Source organism: Pseudomonas coleopterorum, from assembly GCF_900105555.1.
GTDB classification, from domain to species: domain Bacteria; phylum Pseudomonadota; class Gammaproteobacteria; order Pseudomonadales; family Pseudomonadaceae; genus Aquipseudomonas; species Aquipseudomonas coleopterorum.
Window position 1 is genome coordinate 4181372 of sequence record NZ_FNTZ01000001.1, and the last position, 19498, is coordinate 4200869.

12 protein-coding genes are annotated in these 19498 nt (G+C 60.8%); 1 reads left to right on the forward strand and 11 read right to left on the reverse strand.

Features of this window, described 5'->3' with window-relative positions; genetic code table 11:
- Positions 1-133: 133 nt before the first annotated feature.
- Together hldE and msbA are read right to left on the reverse strand one after the other, a co-directional pair.
- A complete protein-coding gene (hldE, locus tag BLV18_RS18940; RefSeq protein ID WP_049862459.1) occupies positions 134-1555 on the reverse strand; it encodes a bifunctional D-glycero-beta-D-manno-heptose-7-phosphate kinase/D-glycero-beta-D-manno-heptose 1-phosphate adenylyltransferase HldE in 1422 nt (473 codons plus the stop codon).
- Positions 1556-2519: 964 nt separating this feature from the next.
- Positions 2520-4328, reverse strand: a complete 1809-nt coding sequence (gene msbA, locus BLV18_RS18950; protein WP_090360851.1) for a lipid A export permease/ATP-binding protein MsbA — start codon at positions 4326-4328, stop codon at positions 2520-2522.
- Positions 4329-4580: 252 nt separating this feature from the next.
- Between msbA and BLV18_RS18955 the strand changes: the two genes are divergently transcribed.
- Positions 4581-5183, forward strand: coding sequence for a lipopolysaccharide kinase InaA family protein (locus tag BLV18_RS18955; RefSeq protein ID WP_090362414.1), 603 nt, complete (start codon positions 4581-4583; stop codon positions 5181-5183).
- Between the two features lie 186 nt (positions 5184-5369).
- On the opposite strand, the gene BLV18_RS18960 is transcribed toward BLV18_RS18955, so the two are convergent.
- The 9 genes from BLV18_RS18960 to BLV18_RS19000 all read right to left on the reverse strand — a co-directional run bounded on the left by BLV18_RS18960 (position 5370) and on the right by BLV18_RS19000 (position 18996).
- Positions 5370-6326 carry a glycosyltransferase family protein gene (locus BLV18_RS18960; RefSeq protein ID WP_090362417.1) on the reverse strand — a complete coding sequence of 319 codons (957 nt, stop codon included), beginning with the start codon at positions 6324-6326 and terminating at the stop codon, positions 5370-5372.
- 18 nt (positions 6327-6344) lie between these two features.
- Positions 6345-7748, reverse strand: coding sequence for a PIG-L deacetylase family protein (locus BLV18_RS18965; RefSeq protein WP_090360854.1), 1404 nt, complete (start codon positions 7746-7748; stop codon positions 6345-6347).
- Positions 7745-8641: an antimicrobial resistance protein Mig-14 gene (locus BLV18_RS18970; protein ID WP_090362420.1), complete on the reverse strand. Its 897-nt coding sequence runs from the start codon at positions 8639-8641 to the stop codon at positions 7745-7747. Before BLV18_RS18970 ends, BLV18_RS18965 begins: the two co-directional genes overlap by 4 nt.
- Entirely contained in the window at positions 8641-9771 is a 1131-nt protein-coding gene (locus BLV18_RS18975; protein WP_090360858.1) for a glycosyltransferase, read from the reverse strand. The genes BLV18_RS18970 and BLV18_RS18975 overlap by 1 nt, the downstream gene beginning before the upstream one ends.
- Positions 9755-11512 carry a carbamoyltransferase family protein gene (locus BLV18_RS18980; protein ID WP_090360861.1) on the reverse strand — a complete coding sequence of 586 codons (1758 nt, stop codon included), beginning with the start codon at positions 11510-11512 and terminating at the stop codon, positions 9755-9757. Before BLV18_RS18980 ends, BLV18_RS18975 begins: the two co-directional genes overlap by 17 nt.
- 204 nt (positions 11513-11716) lie before the next feature.
- Positions 11717-11923 carry a DUF3077 domain-containing protein gene (locus BLV18_RS18985; protein WP_244156895.1) on the reverse strand — a complete coding sequence of 69 codons (207 nt, stop codon included), beginning with the start codon at positions 11921-11923 and terminating at the stop codon, positions 11717-11719.
- A 1234-nt stretch (positions 11924-13157) separates the two neighbouring features.
- Positions 13158-14312 (reverse strand): hypothetical protein, encoded by a 1155-nt coding sequence (locus BLV18_RS18990; RefSeq protein WP_139211033.1) that lies wholly within the window; start codon positions 14310-14312, stop codon positions 13158-13160.
- A complete protein-coding gene (locus tag BLV18_RS18995; RefSeq protein WP_090360868.1) occupies positions 14282-16468 on the reverse strand; it encodes a hypothetical protein in 2187 nt (728 codons plus the stop codon). Before BLV18_RS18995 ends, BLV18_RS18990 begins: the two co-directional genes overlap by 31 nt.
- A 533-nt stretch (positions 16469-17001) precedes the next feature.
- Entirely contained in the window at positions 17002-18996 is a 1995-nt protein-coding gene (locus BLV18_RS19000) for a hypothetical protein (RefSeq protein ID WP_090360870.1), read from the reverse strand.
- Positions 18997-19498: the final 502 nt, after the last annotated feature.

The window sequence follows — 19498 nt, forward strand, 5'->3', positions numbered from 1 at the left end:
CTGCGCAATGGCCAGACACGGCTTGCGCCGCTGCTACAGGGGTGGGCGGTGGATGCGGTCTCTGTAGCAGCGGCGCGAGCCGCGTCGGCGGTGGACGCGGTGCATTTGCGGGAACGCGGTAAAACCCGACGCTCTAACGGCTGCGGATTTTCTCGACGATGGCGGTGGTTGAGCTGTTTTCCACCAGGCCCAGCACTTTCACCGTGCCGCCATAAGCACTGACGATGTCGGCGCCTACCACCTGATCCACCGAATAATCACCGCCTTTGACCAATACATCCGGACGCACATGGGTCAGCAGGTTCTCCGGTGTACCTTCGGCGAAACTGATCACCCAGTCCACCGCCCCCAGCCCCGCCAACACCGCCATGCGCCGGTCGACGCTGTTGATCGGGCGTCCCGGCCCTTTCAAGCGGCTTACCGAAGCATCATCGTTGACCGCCACGATCAAACGATCACCCTGGGCACGGGCCTGCTCCAGGTACGTCACATGACCGGCGTGAAGAATATCGAAACACCCATTGGTGAACACGATGCGCTCGTTGTGCGCCCGCGCATCGTCGATCGCCAGCAGCAACTGCTCCAGGCTCAACACGCCACGCTCCGAACCTTCCTCGCGCTGGATCGCCCGGCGCAATTCAGGCGCGCTGATCGCCGCGGTCCCCAGCTTGCCGACCACGATACCCGCCGCCAGGTTGGCCAGCGCCACGGCGTGGGGCAGTTCTTCGCCCGCTGCAATGGCCGCCGCCAGCGTGGAAATCACCGTATCCCCGGCGCCGGTCACATCGAACACTTCACGGGCCCGTGCAGGCAAGTGCAAGGCCGGATGCTCGGGGCGCAACAGGGTCATGCCGTGCTCGCCACGGGTCACCAGCAAGGCGCCCAGCTCGAGGTCGCGCATCAGCGTGGCGCCCTTGGCCACCAGGTCCGCTTCATCGGCACAGCCGCCGACGATGGTTTCGAATTCACTGAGGTTGGGCGTGATCAGGCTGGCACCGCGATAGATCGAGAAGTCCTTGCCCTTGGGGTCGGCCAGCACCGGGATATCGCGTGCACGCGCCGCCTGGATCAACGCCTGGTGGTTCCTAAGGGCGCCCTTGCCGTAGTCCGACAGGACCAGCACTTTGACGCCGTCGAGCAACGCGTCGACCTCAGCGGCCAGCGCCGCTGGGTCGGTGGCGAACGCTTCTTCGAAATCGATGCGCAGCAGTTGCTGATGGCGGCTCATGACCCGCAGCTTGACGATGGTCGGCTGGTGGGCAATGCGCTGGAACACCGCGGTGACGCCGGCGGCCTTGAGGCTGTCGCTCAGGCTGTCGGCGGCTTCGTCGGTCCCGGTCACGCCAACCAGGGAAGCCGGTGCGCCCAAGGCAGCGATGTTCAACGCGACGTTGGCAGCACCACCGGGACGGTCTTCGATCTGCTCGACCTTGACCACAGGCACCGGTGCTTCCGGGGAAATGCGCGAAGTACCGCCATGCCAGTAACGGTCGAGCATGACATCGCCGACCACCAGTACAGGGGCCGATTCGAATCGCGGCATGGATAACTTCATGGGCAACCCACATACAAAATGAACAGGGCGGCGATATTAACACGCAAGCTCCCGATAGGCCCGCCCCCGCCCTCCATGTGGGAGCGGGCTGCCCGCGAAGAAGGCGACACGGTATGGCAGGCAGATCGCGGTGAGGCCTTCGCGGGCAGAGACCCGCTCCCACAGACCGGATGCCGTGCTCCGCCCCCTCTTGTGGGAGCGGGGCGGGCGGCCGAGCCCTCTGCCCGCGAAGAAGGCAACGCGGTATGGCAGGCAGATCGCGGTGAAGCCTTCGCGGGCAGAGACCCGCTCCCACAGCTCTGGTCCCACAGACCGGATGCCGTGCCCCGCCCCCCTCTTGTGGGAGCGGGGCGGGCGGCCGAGCCCTCTGCCCGCGAAGAAGGCGACACGGTATGGCTGGCAGATCGCGGCGAGGCCTTCGCGGGCAGAGACCCGCTCCCACAGTTCCGCTCCCACAGACCGGATGCCGTGCTCCGCCCCCTCTTGTGGGAGCGGGGCGGGCGGCCGAGCCCTCTGCCCGCGAAGAAGGCGACGCGGTATGACAGGCAGATCGCGGTGAGGCCTTCGCGGGCAGAGACCCGCTCCCACAGTTCCGCTCCCACAGACCGGATGCCGTGCCCCGCCCCCCTCTTGTGGGAGCGGGGCGGGCGGCCGAGCCCTCTGCCCGCGAAGAAGACAACACGGTATGGCAGGCAGATCGCGGTGAAGCCTTCGCGGGCAGAGACCCGCTCCCACAGTTCCGCTCCCACAGACCGGATGCCGTGCTCCGCCCCCTCTTGTGGGAGCGGGGCGGGCGGCCGAGCCCTCTGCCCGCGAAGAAGGCGACGCGGTATGGCAGGCAGATCGCGGTGAGGCCTTCGCGGGCAGAGACCCGCTCCCACAGACCCGCTCCCACAGTTCCGCTTCCACAGCTCTGCTCCCACAGGCCAGATGCCGTGCCCTGCGCCGCAGAGCAGACAGGGGGTCAGGTGATGTCGGTTTTCGCCGGTTCGTCCAGGCCCATCGCGTGCAGCCGGGCGTAATAGCCATTCTGCGCCAGCAGCTGCGTGTGGGTGCCGCGCTCGACGATGCGGCCCTGATCCATCACCAGAATCTGGTCGGCCTTCTCGATGGTCGACAACCTGTGCGCAATGACCACGGTGGTACGCCCCTTCATGACATGGTCCAGCGCTGCCTGGATATGCCGCTCAGATTCGGTGTCCAGCGCCGAAGTCGCTTCGTCGAGAATCAGCACGGGCGCATTCTTGAGCAGCGCTCGAGCGATCGCCAGGCGCTGGCGCTGGCCACCGGACAACAGCACGCCGTTCTCGCCGACCTGCGTGTCAAACCCCTCGGGCAACCGGTCGACGAACTCCTTGGCGTAGGCATCGGCTGCGGCCGCCACCACGTCCTCGCGCGGCGCGCCGGCCAGATCACCGTAGGCAATGTTGTTGGCTACGCTGTCGTTGAACAGCGTCACGCTCTGGGTGACCAGCGCGATATGCCGACGCAGATTGCGCAACTGATACTCGGCGATCTCCACGCCGTCGAGCAGCACTTCACCTTCATTATGATGATAGAAGCGTGGAATCAGCCCGGCCAGGGTCGACTTGCCGCTGCCAGAACGTCCAACCAGCGCGATCATCTGCCCAGGCTTGGCGGTGAAGTTGATGTCGCTGAGCACCTGGCGCTCGGTGCCGGGGTAGGTGAAGTTCAAGTTGCGCACTTCCAGCAGGCCGCTGACGCGCTCGCGCTCCACCGTACCGGTGTCCAGCTCGGGAGCCACATCCAGCTGTTCGAAAATGCTTTCCGCACCGGCAACGCCCTTCTGCACCGTGGAGCTGACTTCGGACAGCTGGCGTATCGGCTTGGGCAGCAACCCCGCTGCGGTGATGTACGCCACCAGATCACCGGCGGTGGCATCGCCACGCATGTACAGCACCAGGAACATCAGCACGGCCATCGCGGTGTAGATCACCAGCTGCAGCATCGGTGTGTAGATCGCGCCGGTCTTGGTCATGCGCAGCTGCTTGTCGGTATTGCCTTGGCTGGCCTTGGCGAAACGGGTCTGTTCGTAGCCTTCGCCACCAAAGCTGCGGACCACCCGGTAGCCCTGGATGGTCTCGGACGCCACGTGGGTCACGTCGCCCATGGCGACCTGAATCTTCTTGCTCTGCTTGCGAAATTTCTTGCTCGTGCTGCCGACCATGACGGCGATCAGCGGCAGGATGGCGAGCATCACCAGAGTCAGTTTCCAGTTCATCCAGATCAGGTAGATGAACAGAAACACGACCGTCAGGCCCTCGCGGATCACCACCTTGATGGCATCGGTCGCAGCGCCTGTGACCATGGTCACGTTGAAGGTGATGCGCGAGATCAGGTGGCCGGAGTTGTGCGTGTCGAAGTAGCGGTTGGGCAACACCAGCAGTTTGTTGAACAGCTCCACGCGCAGGTCGTGGACCAGGCCCAGCGATACCTTGGCCAGGAAGTAGTTGCCCAGGTAGGAACCCAGCCCCTGCCATGCAGCGATCAGCACGATCAGAATCGGCACCGCCTGCAGCAGTTGCAGGTCGCGCAGGTAGGGCACGTTGGGGAACAGCACCACTTCGGGATTGCTCAGGCCGTCGACGAAATACTTCAGGATCCCGGCCAGCATGGGCTGGGTGGAAGCGAAGATCACGAAACCTAGGATACTGATCAGAAACATGCCCACGTAGGGGCGAACGTAGCTGAGCAGTCGCAAATAGATTTTCAGGCTTGAATCCTGTTCCGCTGGACGCGGTGAATCACTCATCGTCTCACTCACTGTTGGCGTAGAACGGGAACTTTATCACAGGGGCGGATCGGGGATCGCGGTGCAGCAGGAACACAGCGCCGCGCCGTTCGCGGGCAGAGCCCGCTCCCACAGCTCAGTCCCCTGTGGGAGCGGGGCGGGCGGCCGAGCCCTCTGCCCGCGAAGGGCACACCTCGGTTGGCCTGGCGGTAGAACATGCCGCCGCTTTTGGGCATCATGCCTTCCGCCCTCTTCAATCAAGGCTTTATCACGATGCGATGCACCCGCCTTCCTCAGGCCGCTTTTGACACGCTGACCGCCGGCGCCAAGGTATTGGAGGCCGACAGCCATGGCGCGAAAGTGTACCTGCTCGCGGACGGGAACATCCTCAAGCTGTTCCGCCGCAAACGTCTGTTTTCCTCGGCGCTGTTGCGTCCGTACTCGGCGCGTTTCATCGCCAATGCCCAGCGTCTTCAGCAGTTGGGCGTGCCGACCTTGAAGGTGCTGCAACACTACCGTCTGGACAAGCCTGGCATGACGGCCGTGCTGTACGAACCCTTGCCTGGCAGAAATCTGCGCCAGTTGATGGACACCGCCGAGTTCACCTGGCAACAGAGCCTGGAACCGCTGATCGCCTTGATTCGCCGCCTGCACCGGTCGGGGGTGTATTTCCGCTCGCTGCACCTGGGCAATGTGATCGTCACGCCCGAAGGGGAACTGGGCCTGATCGACATGGCCGACATGAGCTTCACCCGTGGGCCTTTGTCCAAGCGCTTGATCAAGCGCAATCTGGAACATTTTTCCCGGTACCTGGAGCGTGAGCAACTCACAGCCTGCTTTCCCCTGGCCGAATTGAACAGGGCACTGCTCAAGTAGCACAAACCCCGCGGCGGTGAACCCGACCCATCGCGGTGCGACCGGACGCGCCTCGCGATGGCAAAAGATCGCCAGGCCCGCCACATTGCGCGAAAAAAGGGGGGTTGCTATCCCTGTAGCAGCGGCGCGAGCCGCGTCGGCGGTGCAGGTGACGTCCCTGCAAGAACACGGTGCGGCCGGGCTTGGTCAGATGGGCAAGGCCAACCGCAGGCGTTGCCACGCCGTCAGTGGCGGATGCGGGCGCAGCACGGGCTGCATGGCCTGCACGATACGCTCGCCGATCCGGTCGAATCCATATTCCCCCAAGACCAGCGCCTGCCCCGCCGCCGCGATACGTTCAGCCAGGGCCGGCTCGCGGCGCAGCTGCGCCAGCTTGGCCTGCAAGGTCGCCACGCTGTCGTAGAGCACCACCGTGCGCATGTCCTCGAACCCCAGCGAACGATTTTCCGCCTCGCCCTGATCGAAGGTGAACAGCACGCAGCCGCATGCCATGGCTTCGAAGTTCTTGATCATGTACTCGCCCATGCCCACATCGGCACTGACGAAAAAGCGAATACGGTTCAATGTATCGCCATACTCCTGCCCGCTGTTGGTTCGCGTCACCAGCAGCGGCTCCACCTGAGCAATCGCATCGAGCATCTGCTTGCGGCCACTGTAGGCCACACTTTTGGTGCTGCCCACGAAGGCCAACTCGATGTCGCGCTCGCGGGTCTGCGGTGTCAGCAGCGTCTGGTCATAGCCCTTGGGCACGAAATGCGCATCGAAACCCTCGGCGCGCAGCCGCTCGCTGACCATGAACCCCGAACTGATCACCCGAACCCAAGGCAACTGCCGATAGTGCGCACTGAACTTGCCGGTGTACTTGCAGGGGATGTAATTCTGATAGGCGTCATGCTCCAGAATCACCAGATTGGGCACGGAACGGATGAACGCTACCTGACGAATTTCCTGCTTGAAGCGCAGGAAGAACAGAATGCGATCGTATTGGGCGACGTCCACTTCACGCTTGAAATACCCTTTCAGGTCACGCTGCTGAGCGCTGTCCAACCAGCGCAGGTCGCACTGGCAGTGCGCGGCAATGCCGTCATACAGACGATCGAGAATGGCGCGCTGCTCTTTCTGCACCAGGAACAGAACTTTCATCATTGTGCTTACGGCACCTTATAAGTCTTTGCGCCAGAACAGTTCATGGCGGCGCACCGCCTTGCGGAAGAATTCGTTTTCGCCCGTGGCGGGCCACCGCCGACCGGCCAGCACCCCTTGCAGCCAACGGCGCACGCGACGCTTGAGCGGTGCAGGCGGTTGCAGGTCGTGCATCATGCCAAGCGCCATGGCCTTGTCCATCTGCACTGCGGCGCTGACCGGCAGGCTGCACGGCACCAGCCGCTCACGGGCATCGAAAAACGGTGGCAGCGCTACACCCTCGCCCGCGTTGCCCATGGGCCAACGGTCGTTATCGTGCAGATGATTGGCGTACCCCAACAGGAAGCGCGGCTTGTCCACCAGCCCTTCCAGCGCCTGCAATACCGCCGCCTGGGCGCAGATATGGTCAGGGTGCGGATCGATGCTCGCGTGCGGCATCACCAGCACCTCCGGTCGCGCACGTTGCAACAGTTCGCGCAGGTCCGCCACCAGGTTGTGCCAGGTCGGCGCGCCATCGGCGTCGGCTGGCAAGACGAAAGGGTTGAGCTGGCGGAACAGGCGGATATCCGTCATGTCCGCCTCTCGCGACCCACACGGCTGCGCAGGCGCCGCCTGCATGGCAGGCAATTGCAGGCAGAAATACCCCAACTGCACGCACTGCTCGGCCGGCACTCCGGCCCAGCGCGGCACGGCCAGGCTGTCCCAGGCCCGCAGACGCCCCTTCAAACGTGCCGCCTCAGTCGACGGCAGACCCATGGCCTGATAATGCTCGGCTTCGATCTCCCCTGCGGTCACGGTCACGATCCAACTGCTCGCCGCGCGGCTGTACAAGCCATAAGCCGCCAACTCGGCGTCGTCGGCATGGGGCGCGATGACCATGACGCTGTGCCGGGTAAAATCCGGATGCTGGAAACGCCACAACCTTGGCTCGCCAACGATGCGGCAGAACCGCCCACGCACCCGCAGATGCCCTTGGTTGAGTTCGTCGGCAAAGCCGCTCAGGTTCAGATAGCGCAAACCGTCGACACCTCGCTCGAAGGTCTGCCGGTCGCTCAGCTCGGCACCGAGCAGTTGCACGCACGGATCGAGCAAACGCCCTAGCCAGGACGCCTTTATATCCACGGCCAGAATCAGCGTATCCGTCGCTTCCAGGCGCTCCGGGACCTGCAGCAGATCGCCGCTCAGGCTGACCCCTGCAAGCTCGGCATCGCTATCGAAGCTGTAGGCGTAATCGTCGCTGGGGGAGTAGAACAGATGATCGGCGAACCACGCCTCGTGGGCTACCCAGGCCAGCAACAGCAGCGGCAGCGGCAACCACCAGGCGACCAGTATCCCGGCCAGCAGCAGCATCACCAGTCCAGCCAGCAGCACGCGACGCTTGTGGCGCCGGTGCCGCGCGAGCAACGCCTGCTTGCGGCTCATGCCTGGAACACCGGGACGGGGTTGCACCAGCGGTCCTTGTACTCGCGGTCGGCCCGGCCAAACGAGAAGCGCAGCGGCTTGTCCACCGTGCGGGCCTGCTCCCAGGCACTTTGGGTATTGAGGAAACTGAGCACGCTGCCGGGGCTGAATGCACGCGACTGCGGATCCACACCACCGTTGATGTACTCCACACTGACCCATTCCGGGGCCTCGACGCGATACACCAATTGGATGGCAATGGGCGCATCGTCCAGCAGCAGCACCGACCCGATCATCAGCTCGCGCAGCAGCTCGATAACCTCGGCCATGCGCTCCGCACCGGTTGCGGCAAAACCCCAGCGCCGATGAAACAGATCGCAATAGATGGCCGCCAGCTCGCCGCTGCCGAACTCGGTGACAGGCTTCACCACCCCGCCCGCCTCTTCCAGCAAACGCGACTCGCGGCGCTGGTTGTAGCGAAATTTTTTCGACAGGTCTTCCGGCGTACGCGCCATGGCCAGGCTTTCGGCCTGCGCTTTCAGACCGCTGAAACGACCCTGATTCAGTTCGGACAGATAGCGCCCATGATGGCGTAACGGTGCCTGAGCATCGCTGGCCGCCGGCAGGATCAACTCGGCATTGCCCAGATCGTACAGGCCCTTCTTGCCCCGTTGCTTGAGCACGTCCTTGGACAACGCCAGGTGACGACCCCAGGTCGGTATGGCCGCGACCAGCTCACCCGCCTGCTCCCAACCCAGGTAGCGCACCGGTATACCGGCCAACGCGGCCAGCCGTTCGACCACCAGAGGGTGCGTCGCCACACTGCCCCCAAAGCGTGTCCAGGCCTGGGCATAGGTGGCCGCATCGACCGCTTGCCACCCCCGTTCGCGCACGCCTTGCAGCCGGTTGAGCATCATGTGTGCGCCGTCAGTGCGGTGACCATCGGCAGTTGCCAGAAGGCCTTGCGCACCGCGTAGTCACAAAAACGTGCTTCAAGACGCTCGGCCATCAGCACTTCATACTTCACTCGCTCGTAATCGTCCCGTGAGGCCACGATTTCCAGCCCCTGGGCCAGACGCTCGGCGTCACCCAACGGGAACAGGATACCGATGTTTTCCACGATCTCAGGCGCGCCGCCGCACGCGGTCGCCACCAGTGGCACGTTGGCTACCATGGCTTCGAGCAGGACCATGCCGAAAGGCTCGTGATCGGAACTCAGGGCGAACACATCGAACGCCTTGAAATACAACCGTGCCTGGGGCACCTGACCAAGGAAGCGCACACGTTCGGCGATGCCCAGCTCCACGGCCAGGTCTTTGAGGTCTTGCTCCAGGCGTCCGGAGCCGATGATGACCAGCAGGGCTTGCTCGGGCAGTCTGGCCGAGGCCAAGGCAAAGCCACGCAGCAAGGTGGCCTGATCCTTGTCAGGGTGCAGACGGCCGACGTTGCCGACGATCCACGCATCCGGCGCCAAGCCCAGGGCCTGGCGCGCCTCGGCTGCGGGCAGCAATTGTTTCTGCAGAGTGAAGGTGTTCAAGCGGTTGTACAGCGTGGCGATCCGCTCCGGCGCCCAACCGGGCAGGCAGCGGCGCATGTCGTCGCGCACCGCATCGGACACGCCCAGCAGGCTCAAGCGCTTACCGAACAGCTGCGCGAACAGCCGGCGCGACCGGCGCTGATAGTCACCGAACGCATGATGCACGCCGATCACTGGCAGCGATGTGCCCAGCAGGGCGATGTAGATGGGCTTGAACCGGTGCGCGATGCAGAAGGTGAACGTGCGCGCCGCGACGATCTTGCGCAGCGCGCGAATGGCGTCCAGCTTCAGGCCACGAATGGCCTTGGAGCTGAACTCCATGAACAGCACCTCGTCACTTTCACAGCCGGCGGCCACCTGGGCATCGGCCGCACCGGTCAGGAACACGGTGGTCACCCGGTAGCCGCGGCCCATGAACAGGCTGGCGTACTGACGGGCACAGTCGAGGAACGGCCCGTCATAGCCGTGGCAGAACTGCAGCACATGACGCTCAGTCGAGCGTGTCATAGGCTTTGGCACCCTCTTTGACCACCAGAATGTCTTCCATGATCAGGTACTGCAGATCCGAACCATAGAACATGTTCAAGGCATCGGTCGGCGAGCAGATCATCGGCTCGCCACGACGGTTGAGCGAGGTATTGAGCGACACACCGTTGCCTGTCAGTTCTTCCAGGGCCTTCATCATGTCGTAGTAGCGCGGGTTATATTCGCGCTTGAGCACCTGGGCGCGTGAAGTACCGTCTTCGTGGACCACTTCCGGCACTCGGGTCTTCCATTCTTCGGCCACCTCGAAGGTGAACGTCATGAACGGGGCCGGATGGTCGATCTTGATCATCTGCGGCGCGACGGTGTCGAGCATCGACGGGCAGAAAGGCCTCCAGCGCTCGCGGAACTTGATCTGATGGTTGATGCGGTCGGCCACGCCCGGCACGCTCGGGCAACCGATGATCGAACGACCACCCAACGCCCGCGGGCCGAACTCCATGCGCCCCTGGAACCAGGCCACCGGGTTGCCGTCGACCATGATCTGGGCGATCTGCTTGGGCATGTTGCCCAGCATGCGGCCCTTGGGTTTGTTCGGATGGCGCGCGCAGGCGGCGATCACGTCTTCGTTGGTGTAGGACGGGCCCAGGTACACGTGTTCCATTTTCTCCACGGGCACACCGCGGGCATGGGACACATAGGCCGCCGCACCCACCGCCGTACCGGCGTCGCCGGAAGCGGGCTGCACGAACAGCTCTTTCACGTCCGGGCGGGCGATGATCTTCTGGTTCAGCTTGACGTTCAGCGCACAACCGCCGGCGAAGGCCAGCTTGCCGGTCTGCTTGAGCACATCGCCCAGATAGTGGTCGATCATCTGCAAGGCGAGCTTCTCGAACAGCGCCTGCATGCTCGCCGCGTAGTGGATGTACGGCTCGTCGGCGATGTCGCCTTCGCGTTTCGGGCCCAGCCATTCGATCAGCTTGGACGAGAAATAGAAGCCCTTGCCCTTCTCTTTATAGCGGCGCAGGCCGATGACGTTGGCGTAGTCGGTGTTGATCACCAACTCGCCGTTCTCGAACGAAGCCAGACGCGAGAAATCGTACTTGCTGGCATCGCCATAGGGCGCCATGCCCATGACCTTGAACTCGCCGTCGAGCATCTCGAAACCGAGGAATTCGGTGATCGCGCCGTACAGGCCGCCCAGCGAATCCGGGTCGAAGAACTCCTTGATCTTGTGGATCTTGCCGTTCTCGCCGTAGCCGAAAAAGGTGGTGGCGTACTCACCCTTGCCATCGATGCCCAGAATCGCGGTTTTTTCCTGGAAGCCCGAGCAATGGTAGGCGCTGGAGGCGTGAGCCAGGTGATGCTCGACCGGCTCGATCTTGATCTTCTTCGCGTCGAAGCCCAGTTGCTCCAGGCAGAAGACGATCTTGTTGCGGTAGCGCTTGTAGCGGCGGTTGCCCATCAGCAGCGCGTCGAGGGCGCGGTCCGGGGCGTACCAATAGCGTTTGGCGTAGTGCCAGCGCGCCTTGCCGAACAGGCTGATAGGCGCGAACGGAATGGCCACCACGTCGACGTCCGACGGCTTGATGCCGGCTTGTTCCAGGCAGAACTTGGCCGATTCGTAGGGCATGCGGTTCTTTGCATGTTTGTCGCGCACGAAGCGCTCTTCTTCGGCGGCGGCAATCAGCTTGCCGTCGATGTACAGGGCCGCGGAAGGGTCATGGCTAAGGGCGCCGGACAGGCCAAGAATCGTCAATGCCAAGGGTCTAGCCTCTTTGAACGGAAGTAGATGCGCGGGCGGCCATCGAGGGCGGCGGGCGGCGAAAGGCCGGGATTATAGCGTAATACAGCACCACCCAACACCGGGCGAAGGACCCGCCAGCCCACGCACCCCATTGTGGGAGCGGGCTCTGCCCGCGAAGAGGCCCGCCCTGCCCACACACATCCCAGACAAGCCCCCCCAGGATCAATCCTGCGGCACCCGCAACGAAGCCACCACCGCCTGCGCATGCTCGATGCAATGCAACGTCACGCCCAGCAAACTCCGATCCGGCGCATCCCACAACTCGTTCGCCGTCAACTGAGCGCACTCCAGCAACACCCCAAGGTGCGCCAGTGCATCCTCCAGCGCAACACCGGCATTCACGCTGAACAGCGCAGGCTTATCCGACAAACAGTCCCCTACGGGCACACTGCAGGTTCGAGTGATCTCCACCATGGTCAATTTCCTTTTCAACATCGATGGCAAGCACGAGCAGCCCTTCCGCTCGTGCGCAATGACTTTCAGCCCCGTTGCAAGTCGCAAGGCTTCGGCGGTGCTGGATTCTGTGCGTTGCACCGAGCAGCCAGGGCTTCACTGTCGACACGTTCAAAGACGCCGAGCCAATGAAACCGAGAATAATCAGGCGGGAGAAGAACGATGGGCAGATCGGGGGTCGGCTTGACCATGGTGGAGCTCCTGGAATGGTGGAGCCGCCAGATGTCGCTACTAAACGAAAGGTGGCGGCTGTGACGCAGGTTAGTAGACCGGGATTCCAGGAACCCAGCGCACACGAGGTGCCCTGCGCACAGCCGCCATAACACGCCCCGACAGACACAAAAAAAGCGCCTATCGAGAAGCTATGGCGCTTTGGCGCCTGGAAGTTTGTTCAGGCTACTAAACCCGGTCGCTGATTTGGCAGCGACCGGTCAAGGCTACCCAATGCTTGGCGCAAAGACAACTACACCTGCGCAAGAACCAGTGGCAGCGTCATAGCCGAACCCGTAGTTATCTGCATCGGCCAGATGTACAGAATCATCAAGTGGGATTACCGTTCCAAGGTCACACGACCGCAGAGCTCTACTGGCACAATCAGGGCCAGTACCTGTATCACGTCGGTCTTTGGAGCAGCATCCACTAGCGTTGTCTGGGGATAGTGGAAGCCTTTGGCGTCGGCGTGCGGCTGACCGTATCGACGCGCAGACCCTCCAGGCCAAGTGGCTGGCGATCAATATCGGCCGAGCGCAGTACAAAAGCCACTCCGCAGGCATGGTGATAGGCCAGATTATTATTCAAGGGATTAGGGGCGCATGACGAGAAAACTGGGGTACGGTGAGGCGAAGTATCGGCGTCGGGATCGGTTAAAGCGTGCGGCGCTCAGGCTGCAATTACAAAGCGATGCAAAATTTTGGAGAGTTTTCGTGGGTTCGCCTCATTCTGATGATTTTTTGAAGCGGCTTAAAGCTGTGATGAAGAAATACGGTCGGCACACATTATGTATTTGATACCGGAAGAGCTAAAATCTTCGCGGCAGTACGCCGCTCCTACAGAGAAAACTTTACATCTGTGGGAGCGACAGATTGCTCTGCGTGAACCTATGCGCAGCAATAAGCGACACGCTGATTTTGTCGCTGCCATACCTCGCTTTCTAGTAATAGATTGCCATATTGTCAATCATGACACTGCCTGGCGTCCCAGAAGACGGGGTAACTATTAATTGAGTTATACGAAGGCCTGCGACCTCTGGTATGTCAAGCCATCCTATAAACTCTGTGCCCACCGGGTCGGTGACGGAAATCTCGCTGCCGTCATTGTATTTGGCTTTCATTCTGCTCCATTTCCTCAGCAGGCCAAATGTTACTTTTCGTGCAGGCGGAGTAAACTCGATCAGTGCATGACCACCTTGGTTCTGCACCGTAAGACATTTGCGGGTTATATAGGGCGGATAGCTGTGAGTTTGAGTGCCACTAATCCCAGTTCCAGAAAATCTAAATCGGGGATACACATTTGCAGGATTACTTGGCGGCGTTTCAAAGTCTTCATAATACGGCTCGCCCCCGCCCCCGCCACCGCTTCCTTCCTTCCCAAGCACCACCGGCACCGCCTTGGACGCACTGAATAGCGCGCCATCAACTCGGGCAACCTTATAGTCAAATGTCACGGCCTCACCGTTATTATTCAGCACTTCCGCTTTGCTGATAGTAAAGTCCATCGGCGTAGTAGCATCTTGGACTTCCCGCTCAGCCGTCACCTGATGAGACGCCTCCTGCCCGGTAAACTCGACATAAACCCGCTGCCCTGGTGCTCTGCCGCCAAACGCGGGTACCTGGACTATGACGCCCGTCCCTGGGACAGTTTCAGGATCCAGACGCCCATCCACCACGCCCGCCACGGTAGGCGCAATCAAGTTCAGTTCTAGTGTTTTCATCACAACCTCACCCAAAGGAAACAGTTTTGCCGAACTTTCCGTGCCTGCGCCGGCCAGGTCGACTTTTAGTTGAATCGTCACGATTGAGGCATTCTCCAACCGCAGCAGCACAGTACGGGGTACAGGACGTCGAATACCCGCCACTACTTCTGCCGTTTGTACCGTGTAAGGTTCTGGCAATCGCTCGCTGTAATCACTGCCGTCGTCACGCACTCCCTGTATCCGCAGCCAAAACATCTGCCCAGCCTGAATAAACGGCCAAGGCTCAACCATCACGGTCGCATTGCCTGTCACGGTATTGAGGTCCAGTTGCCCACCCACGGCCTCGACCACTTGCGGCCCTCTCAACAGTGCGGGCCGCAAATCCTCCAGCACGAACGCAATGACTTCAGAGCTACCAACGACTTGCCCCCCCGAAAGACCACATAGGCCACTTCCACCGTTTTCCCCAGGCTGGCAGCGAGAAAAGCTGGCGCTATGGCGATGCTTGCGTTCCCGGCGTTGGTAGTACTGTGGGGGATAGGCAGTACTTCTCCGCTGGGCAAACGCCACACCACGGCCACCACATCCCCACTCTGGATACGGGCATCGTTGACGACCACCGTGGCGGTATTGCTTTCATAGCCGGTACCCGGACGAATGGGCTGCCAGGGATTGGCTTCGGTCTGGCTGGCATCGACGATTCTGGGCAGTGGCCAGGGTTGCACGGACGGCTCGTTCACATGCAACACCAGCCGTTGCGAAGACCCCACCGGCTGGCTGTTGCGGCGGGCTTCGTACCAGACTTCCACGTAGCCGTTGATATTGCCGCTGATGTACGGTTCCTTGCCGATCGGCACTTCCAGATTGCCGGAGGCAGGAAACGGCCGATTGGTAACAGAAGTGCTGGCACCGGAGCCTTCCCAACGAATGGTCAACATGTCACCCGCAAGCAGCGTGGAATTGGGTTCCACCACGACCTTGACCGTGGCACCTACCACACCGGGATCAACCTCACCGCCTGGAAAGACCGGCTCGGTAGTCGGCTTGGGCAGGTTGCTCGGCACGCCCACCACGGTCAGTTCCAGCGCTGGCGAAACATAGGCCGTACCTTCCACGTCGATCTCGTAATACACCTTCAGGGTCGTGTTGGTGCCCAGCCCCGTTGCGAAGACCTTGTCGATCAAGAAGTCCAGGTCCTGCGGCGTATCGCTGGTCAGCCTTTTGGTCAGCTGCGTGAAGAGCCCGCTGCCACTGGCAGTCAAGCCTTGCCAGTGCAGAATCACGGTCTGCCCACTGGCCATGAAGCTGTAGGCCGGCACGATGACCTGCTGATGCGAGCCGCTGACCAGCGCCGGATTGTAGGTATCGCCTGTGACATCGGTGAGTGTGGGTTTCTCCAGGGTCACTGGCTGGCCGATCACCTGCACACTGGTGCGTTGCGAAGGGGTGCTCACGCCGTTGATGGTCGCCTCGTAAAACACCGTGCCCGCGCTGCCCACCAAAGCAGCGGCCTTGTCGTTGGGCACGTACAGCGTGATACGTGTAGCCGCCCGTTCGATCTTGAACGACGCCGTGTAGGTCAGTCGCGGCCCGATCACCGGGAGGCCGGTCCAGGTCAGTACGCCTTCGGTGCCCACGGGCAGGTTGCCGTTGACCGGGATCTGAATGGCCACGTCGGCGCCGTCCAGCTCGTCCATGTCCAATTCATCGTAGTCATTGGCATCGCGCACGGTCGGTGCGTACAGGGCGCCGGGGGGGATCACGTCGGTGCGGGCTTCGAGGCTGTAGAGCGACCAGTTCTTCACCGTGTCGTGGATGTCGTAGCGCACGATCAGCCCGATGCCCGGTGTGCTGTCGATGATGTCGGCCGGTACGCTGATGGTCAGCGGTGTGCTCGAGTTGTTGGCTTCGTCCGCGGTAAGGGTCTTGGTAATTTCCCGGTTCGACCAGTGCAGAACGATCTCGTCATGCTCGGCGATGTTCACGTAGCGCGGGATGGTCACTGTCAGTGCCTGGCCAGCGGGCACCATGTCGGGAATGCCGGTGGGCGGGGTCAGGCGTTCGTTGACATGGGGGGTGGACGGCTCCGGGTCGGGGTTTCCCGGTACGCTCTGTTTGACCAGAAAAGGGCCGACGCTTTCGGACACGCTGAACGAGGTGGAAGGCGGAACTATATGGTGATAGTGCAGCGTGACCTCGCCGTCCTGAGGAAACTGGGAGGGACTCACGAGAAAGGTGACGATGCCGCTTTGCATGTCCTCGGGGCTGATGGTGTTGACCTGAACGGGAGTGTCATTCAGGTACAGGGCGAGGTTGTCGTTTTCCAGCATGCTGGATTGCAGGACCACTTGCACGGCCACGGGTACGGTGGGGTCGTGCAGGTCGTTCTTGTTCAGGCCGTTGTGCACCAGCAGCGCCGGAACCTGCGGGGCAGGCAAGGTGGGGATGCCGGGATGATGGGGAGCGGCAGCGAACGCGCCGAAGGTGGATGACTGGCTGTGGGCGATTTGCAGCTGCAACAGCTGCAGGGTGTTGTTGAGCGTGGTCATGGCAGGGCTCTTGTGAGGTTCAGGTCGAGAGCGACTGGTATGACGCTAGATGAGGAATCGATAATTAACCGGTCTAAATTTTAGGCGTTTATTTATTGAGGTGTTGGGGTATTATAAAAGCATCGAGCAGCGTTGAAAGTAAATGTTCATGAGTTCGAATCAAGTGCTGTTTTATTCATTGTCTAATGCTAGAGCGGGTGGCGGGCGGCGCCCCGAACTTTATTCAATGGTTGATTGGAGCGAACTTGCGGGGGCGTATCAAGGCTTGTAGGGAAAAACATTTTGCGGCTAGCACTGATGTGTTCCCAGGAAAATAACAATCCGATCATCTCATAGGTGATAGCGATCAAGCTGCAGCGCAGACGTTCAGACAAGCGTCATGTCAACGCCAGACTCGCTGATATCAAAATATCTACAGGGATTACCAAGCAAAAAAGCCAGACTACCTCCCTACGGGAGGTAGTCTGGCTGTGAATTACATCAAGTTAAATACGCACCCACCGCTCAAGATGAGCGCGCCGTAAGCGTTACTGTCAAGGCGTTGGGCACACCTGCCCAACCATGGTTACCGGGGTGTAACTGGGGGGATTGGTGCTGCCCTCTCCGTGGACATTCTTGGCGGTATGACTCACCTCCGCTCTATTGCGACGCAATGGATACAGATCGGGCGCCAGGACGCTGGCCGGAATTCGGAACTCGAGGAAGCCATTGTCCAATTCCGTTTGCCCCACATCGTCCGTCGCCGTGAACAAGGTTCCAGGAAGCTCGGTATTGCCAGTGGTCCCCTCCAGACCGCGAAAATTGATCGTGATCAGATCGCCCTTGGCTGCATTTGTATAATTGAGCGGCACACGATACACCATGCCACTCACCGAGTTGCAGCGGTCGATGTACCCAGATGGGTTAAGCCCCTGGAATGCACCAATCGGTAAGCTGCTGCCGCCCCCCGGAAGCTCGCTGGGGGAAGTCACCTGCACGATCTGCTCTATAGAGCGGCTGGTATTTTCGACAGGGGGATAGCCGTTGCTTGACCCGATCCGGCGGGTCACGGTGTAGGACAGTGGAACCAGTCCCGCGCCACCCGTGGCGATTTGCGCTGGGGTCAGTGGAAAAGGTTGCAGCGTTTTGCTGGTGAACTCAGCTTGGCTAACAGGGCGGGGTGGCGTGGTGATCGCAACACCTTTCCAGAATACCGTAATGAGGTCGTTGACTGCGAAATCCTCTGCGGTAGGCCAAGGCACTGTGACGTTGGCCGGCTGGGTGTATTGACCCGCCGAGATGACGTTGACTACGGCGCCGGAGGCGGTGCTCAGCACGCTGGCCTCCAACAATTCACCGTGCTCAGGGCTGGTAGGGTCGGGATCCGGGCCGCCAGGCAACGTCACGTCCACGAACACGTTTATCAGTTTCAGTGAAGTGGTCAGGTAGACGCCGTCACGTAACACATCGTAGTCGACAACGGTGGTATAGCGCGTTGGGTTGCCTGCCCCCCCGCCATTGAGGACGGCGTTATAGGGAATCGGCAACCTGAGCAAGGGGTCCGCCGCGATGTTGGTGATGAAATCTCTGGCAACCACCTGAGTACCCCACCGAAGCACGATTTCATCATTCACATGCACTGGGGTAATCGGAGGGATCTCGGCTGTGAGCACACGCGCATCGGCTTCATCGACGATGCCGCCATCGTCAAACAGAGGGACTATCGGCGCTGGCACGTTGATAGGTATATCGTTCAGTACGAAACGTGCAGCAACCTCTAGCGACAGCGCGGAAACGTTGCCGGCCAGGTCAGTGACTCGGTAGCCGAGCAGATGCACGGTCTGATCCCCCGCCGCTTCCAGATCAGCCAAGGGAAAAACAACGGATGGCGGCAGACCGCCAATAGCGCCGGGCGGAAGACGCGTGCCAGGGGTCAGCCAGGTTTTGGTCCCGGCGGTCTCGATGTAGACTTCAATCAGATCACCTTGCCATTCCCCACTGTAGCTGGGGACCAGGCCAATCAGGTTGTCGTTGGCGTCGAGCAAATCCAGCGTGATAACCAGCGGGTCACCCGGCGGCACGCCAGGAAAAGTCAAACGGCCCAGCACAGGAGAACCCGGTGCAGTGGTGTCGACCCATGAGTCCTGATTCTCTCCGAAGCTGTCGGCGCCGGCGTCAGACCAGTCGATGATGTAACGCAAACGATGCGGCGTATGGTCAAAGTTATCCGCGGCAGTCAATGGCAAGTCCAGAATCAGCGCTACTTTGTCTAGCTCGTCCTGTGGGGTGATGGTGTAACTGGATGAGGGGATTGGACGTCCATCCCATTCGAGTGTGATGATATCGTCCGCATAGAAATCATCGTTCCAAGGCACGCTGACCTTGACCGTCGCGGGCAGCGCGGTAGTTTTTAGAATATTGTTCGGATAGCCCGTACCTGGCGGGGTGATTTTATCGACAAATTCTGCCGCAAGATAAGGCTGAATACGCGGTGTCAGGCCGTAAGATACGCGACGACCGGAGGGGGGCAAGCCTTTTTGAACAGTCATGTGCATTCTCCTGATACTGAACGGGGGAATAACAAACAGCATCTGCGTAAATATATTTCCATTATCCACACAAGGGCACGCGCTTCGAACTCTCCGCGGTTCAGCAGTGTTTTTAGTCAGTAGGGGCGCTGCTTGAACAACGCTAGCACTGCAATTAGAAATTACAAACGCTCAAAAAATTATTTCTGATCGGCGGCAATTCGCTGTGCAGATTAATTCAGGGCTGGCCAATATGAAAGTCTATTGACATACGTGTTACCGCCTTGATGGCAGCTTCAATAAGCTTGTTTTGAAAAGATACGTTCACCGCGCTTTGAAATGAATGGTTTATTACATGGACTTTTTAAGGGTGATGAACTTTATTGAATTCAATACGACTTCATTCCTCTTGCCAGTTCTAGGGCCGCGCCATGAATCTGTCGAATTCCGTTCAGCTCACTGCTCTGTATGCCGTCACCGCCGCACTGTTGAGTCAGACGGTGATCAGCGCCCAGGCTGCCAC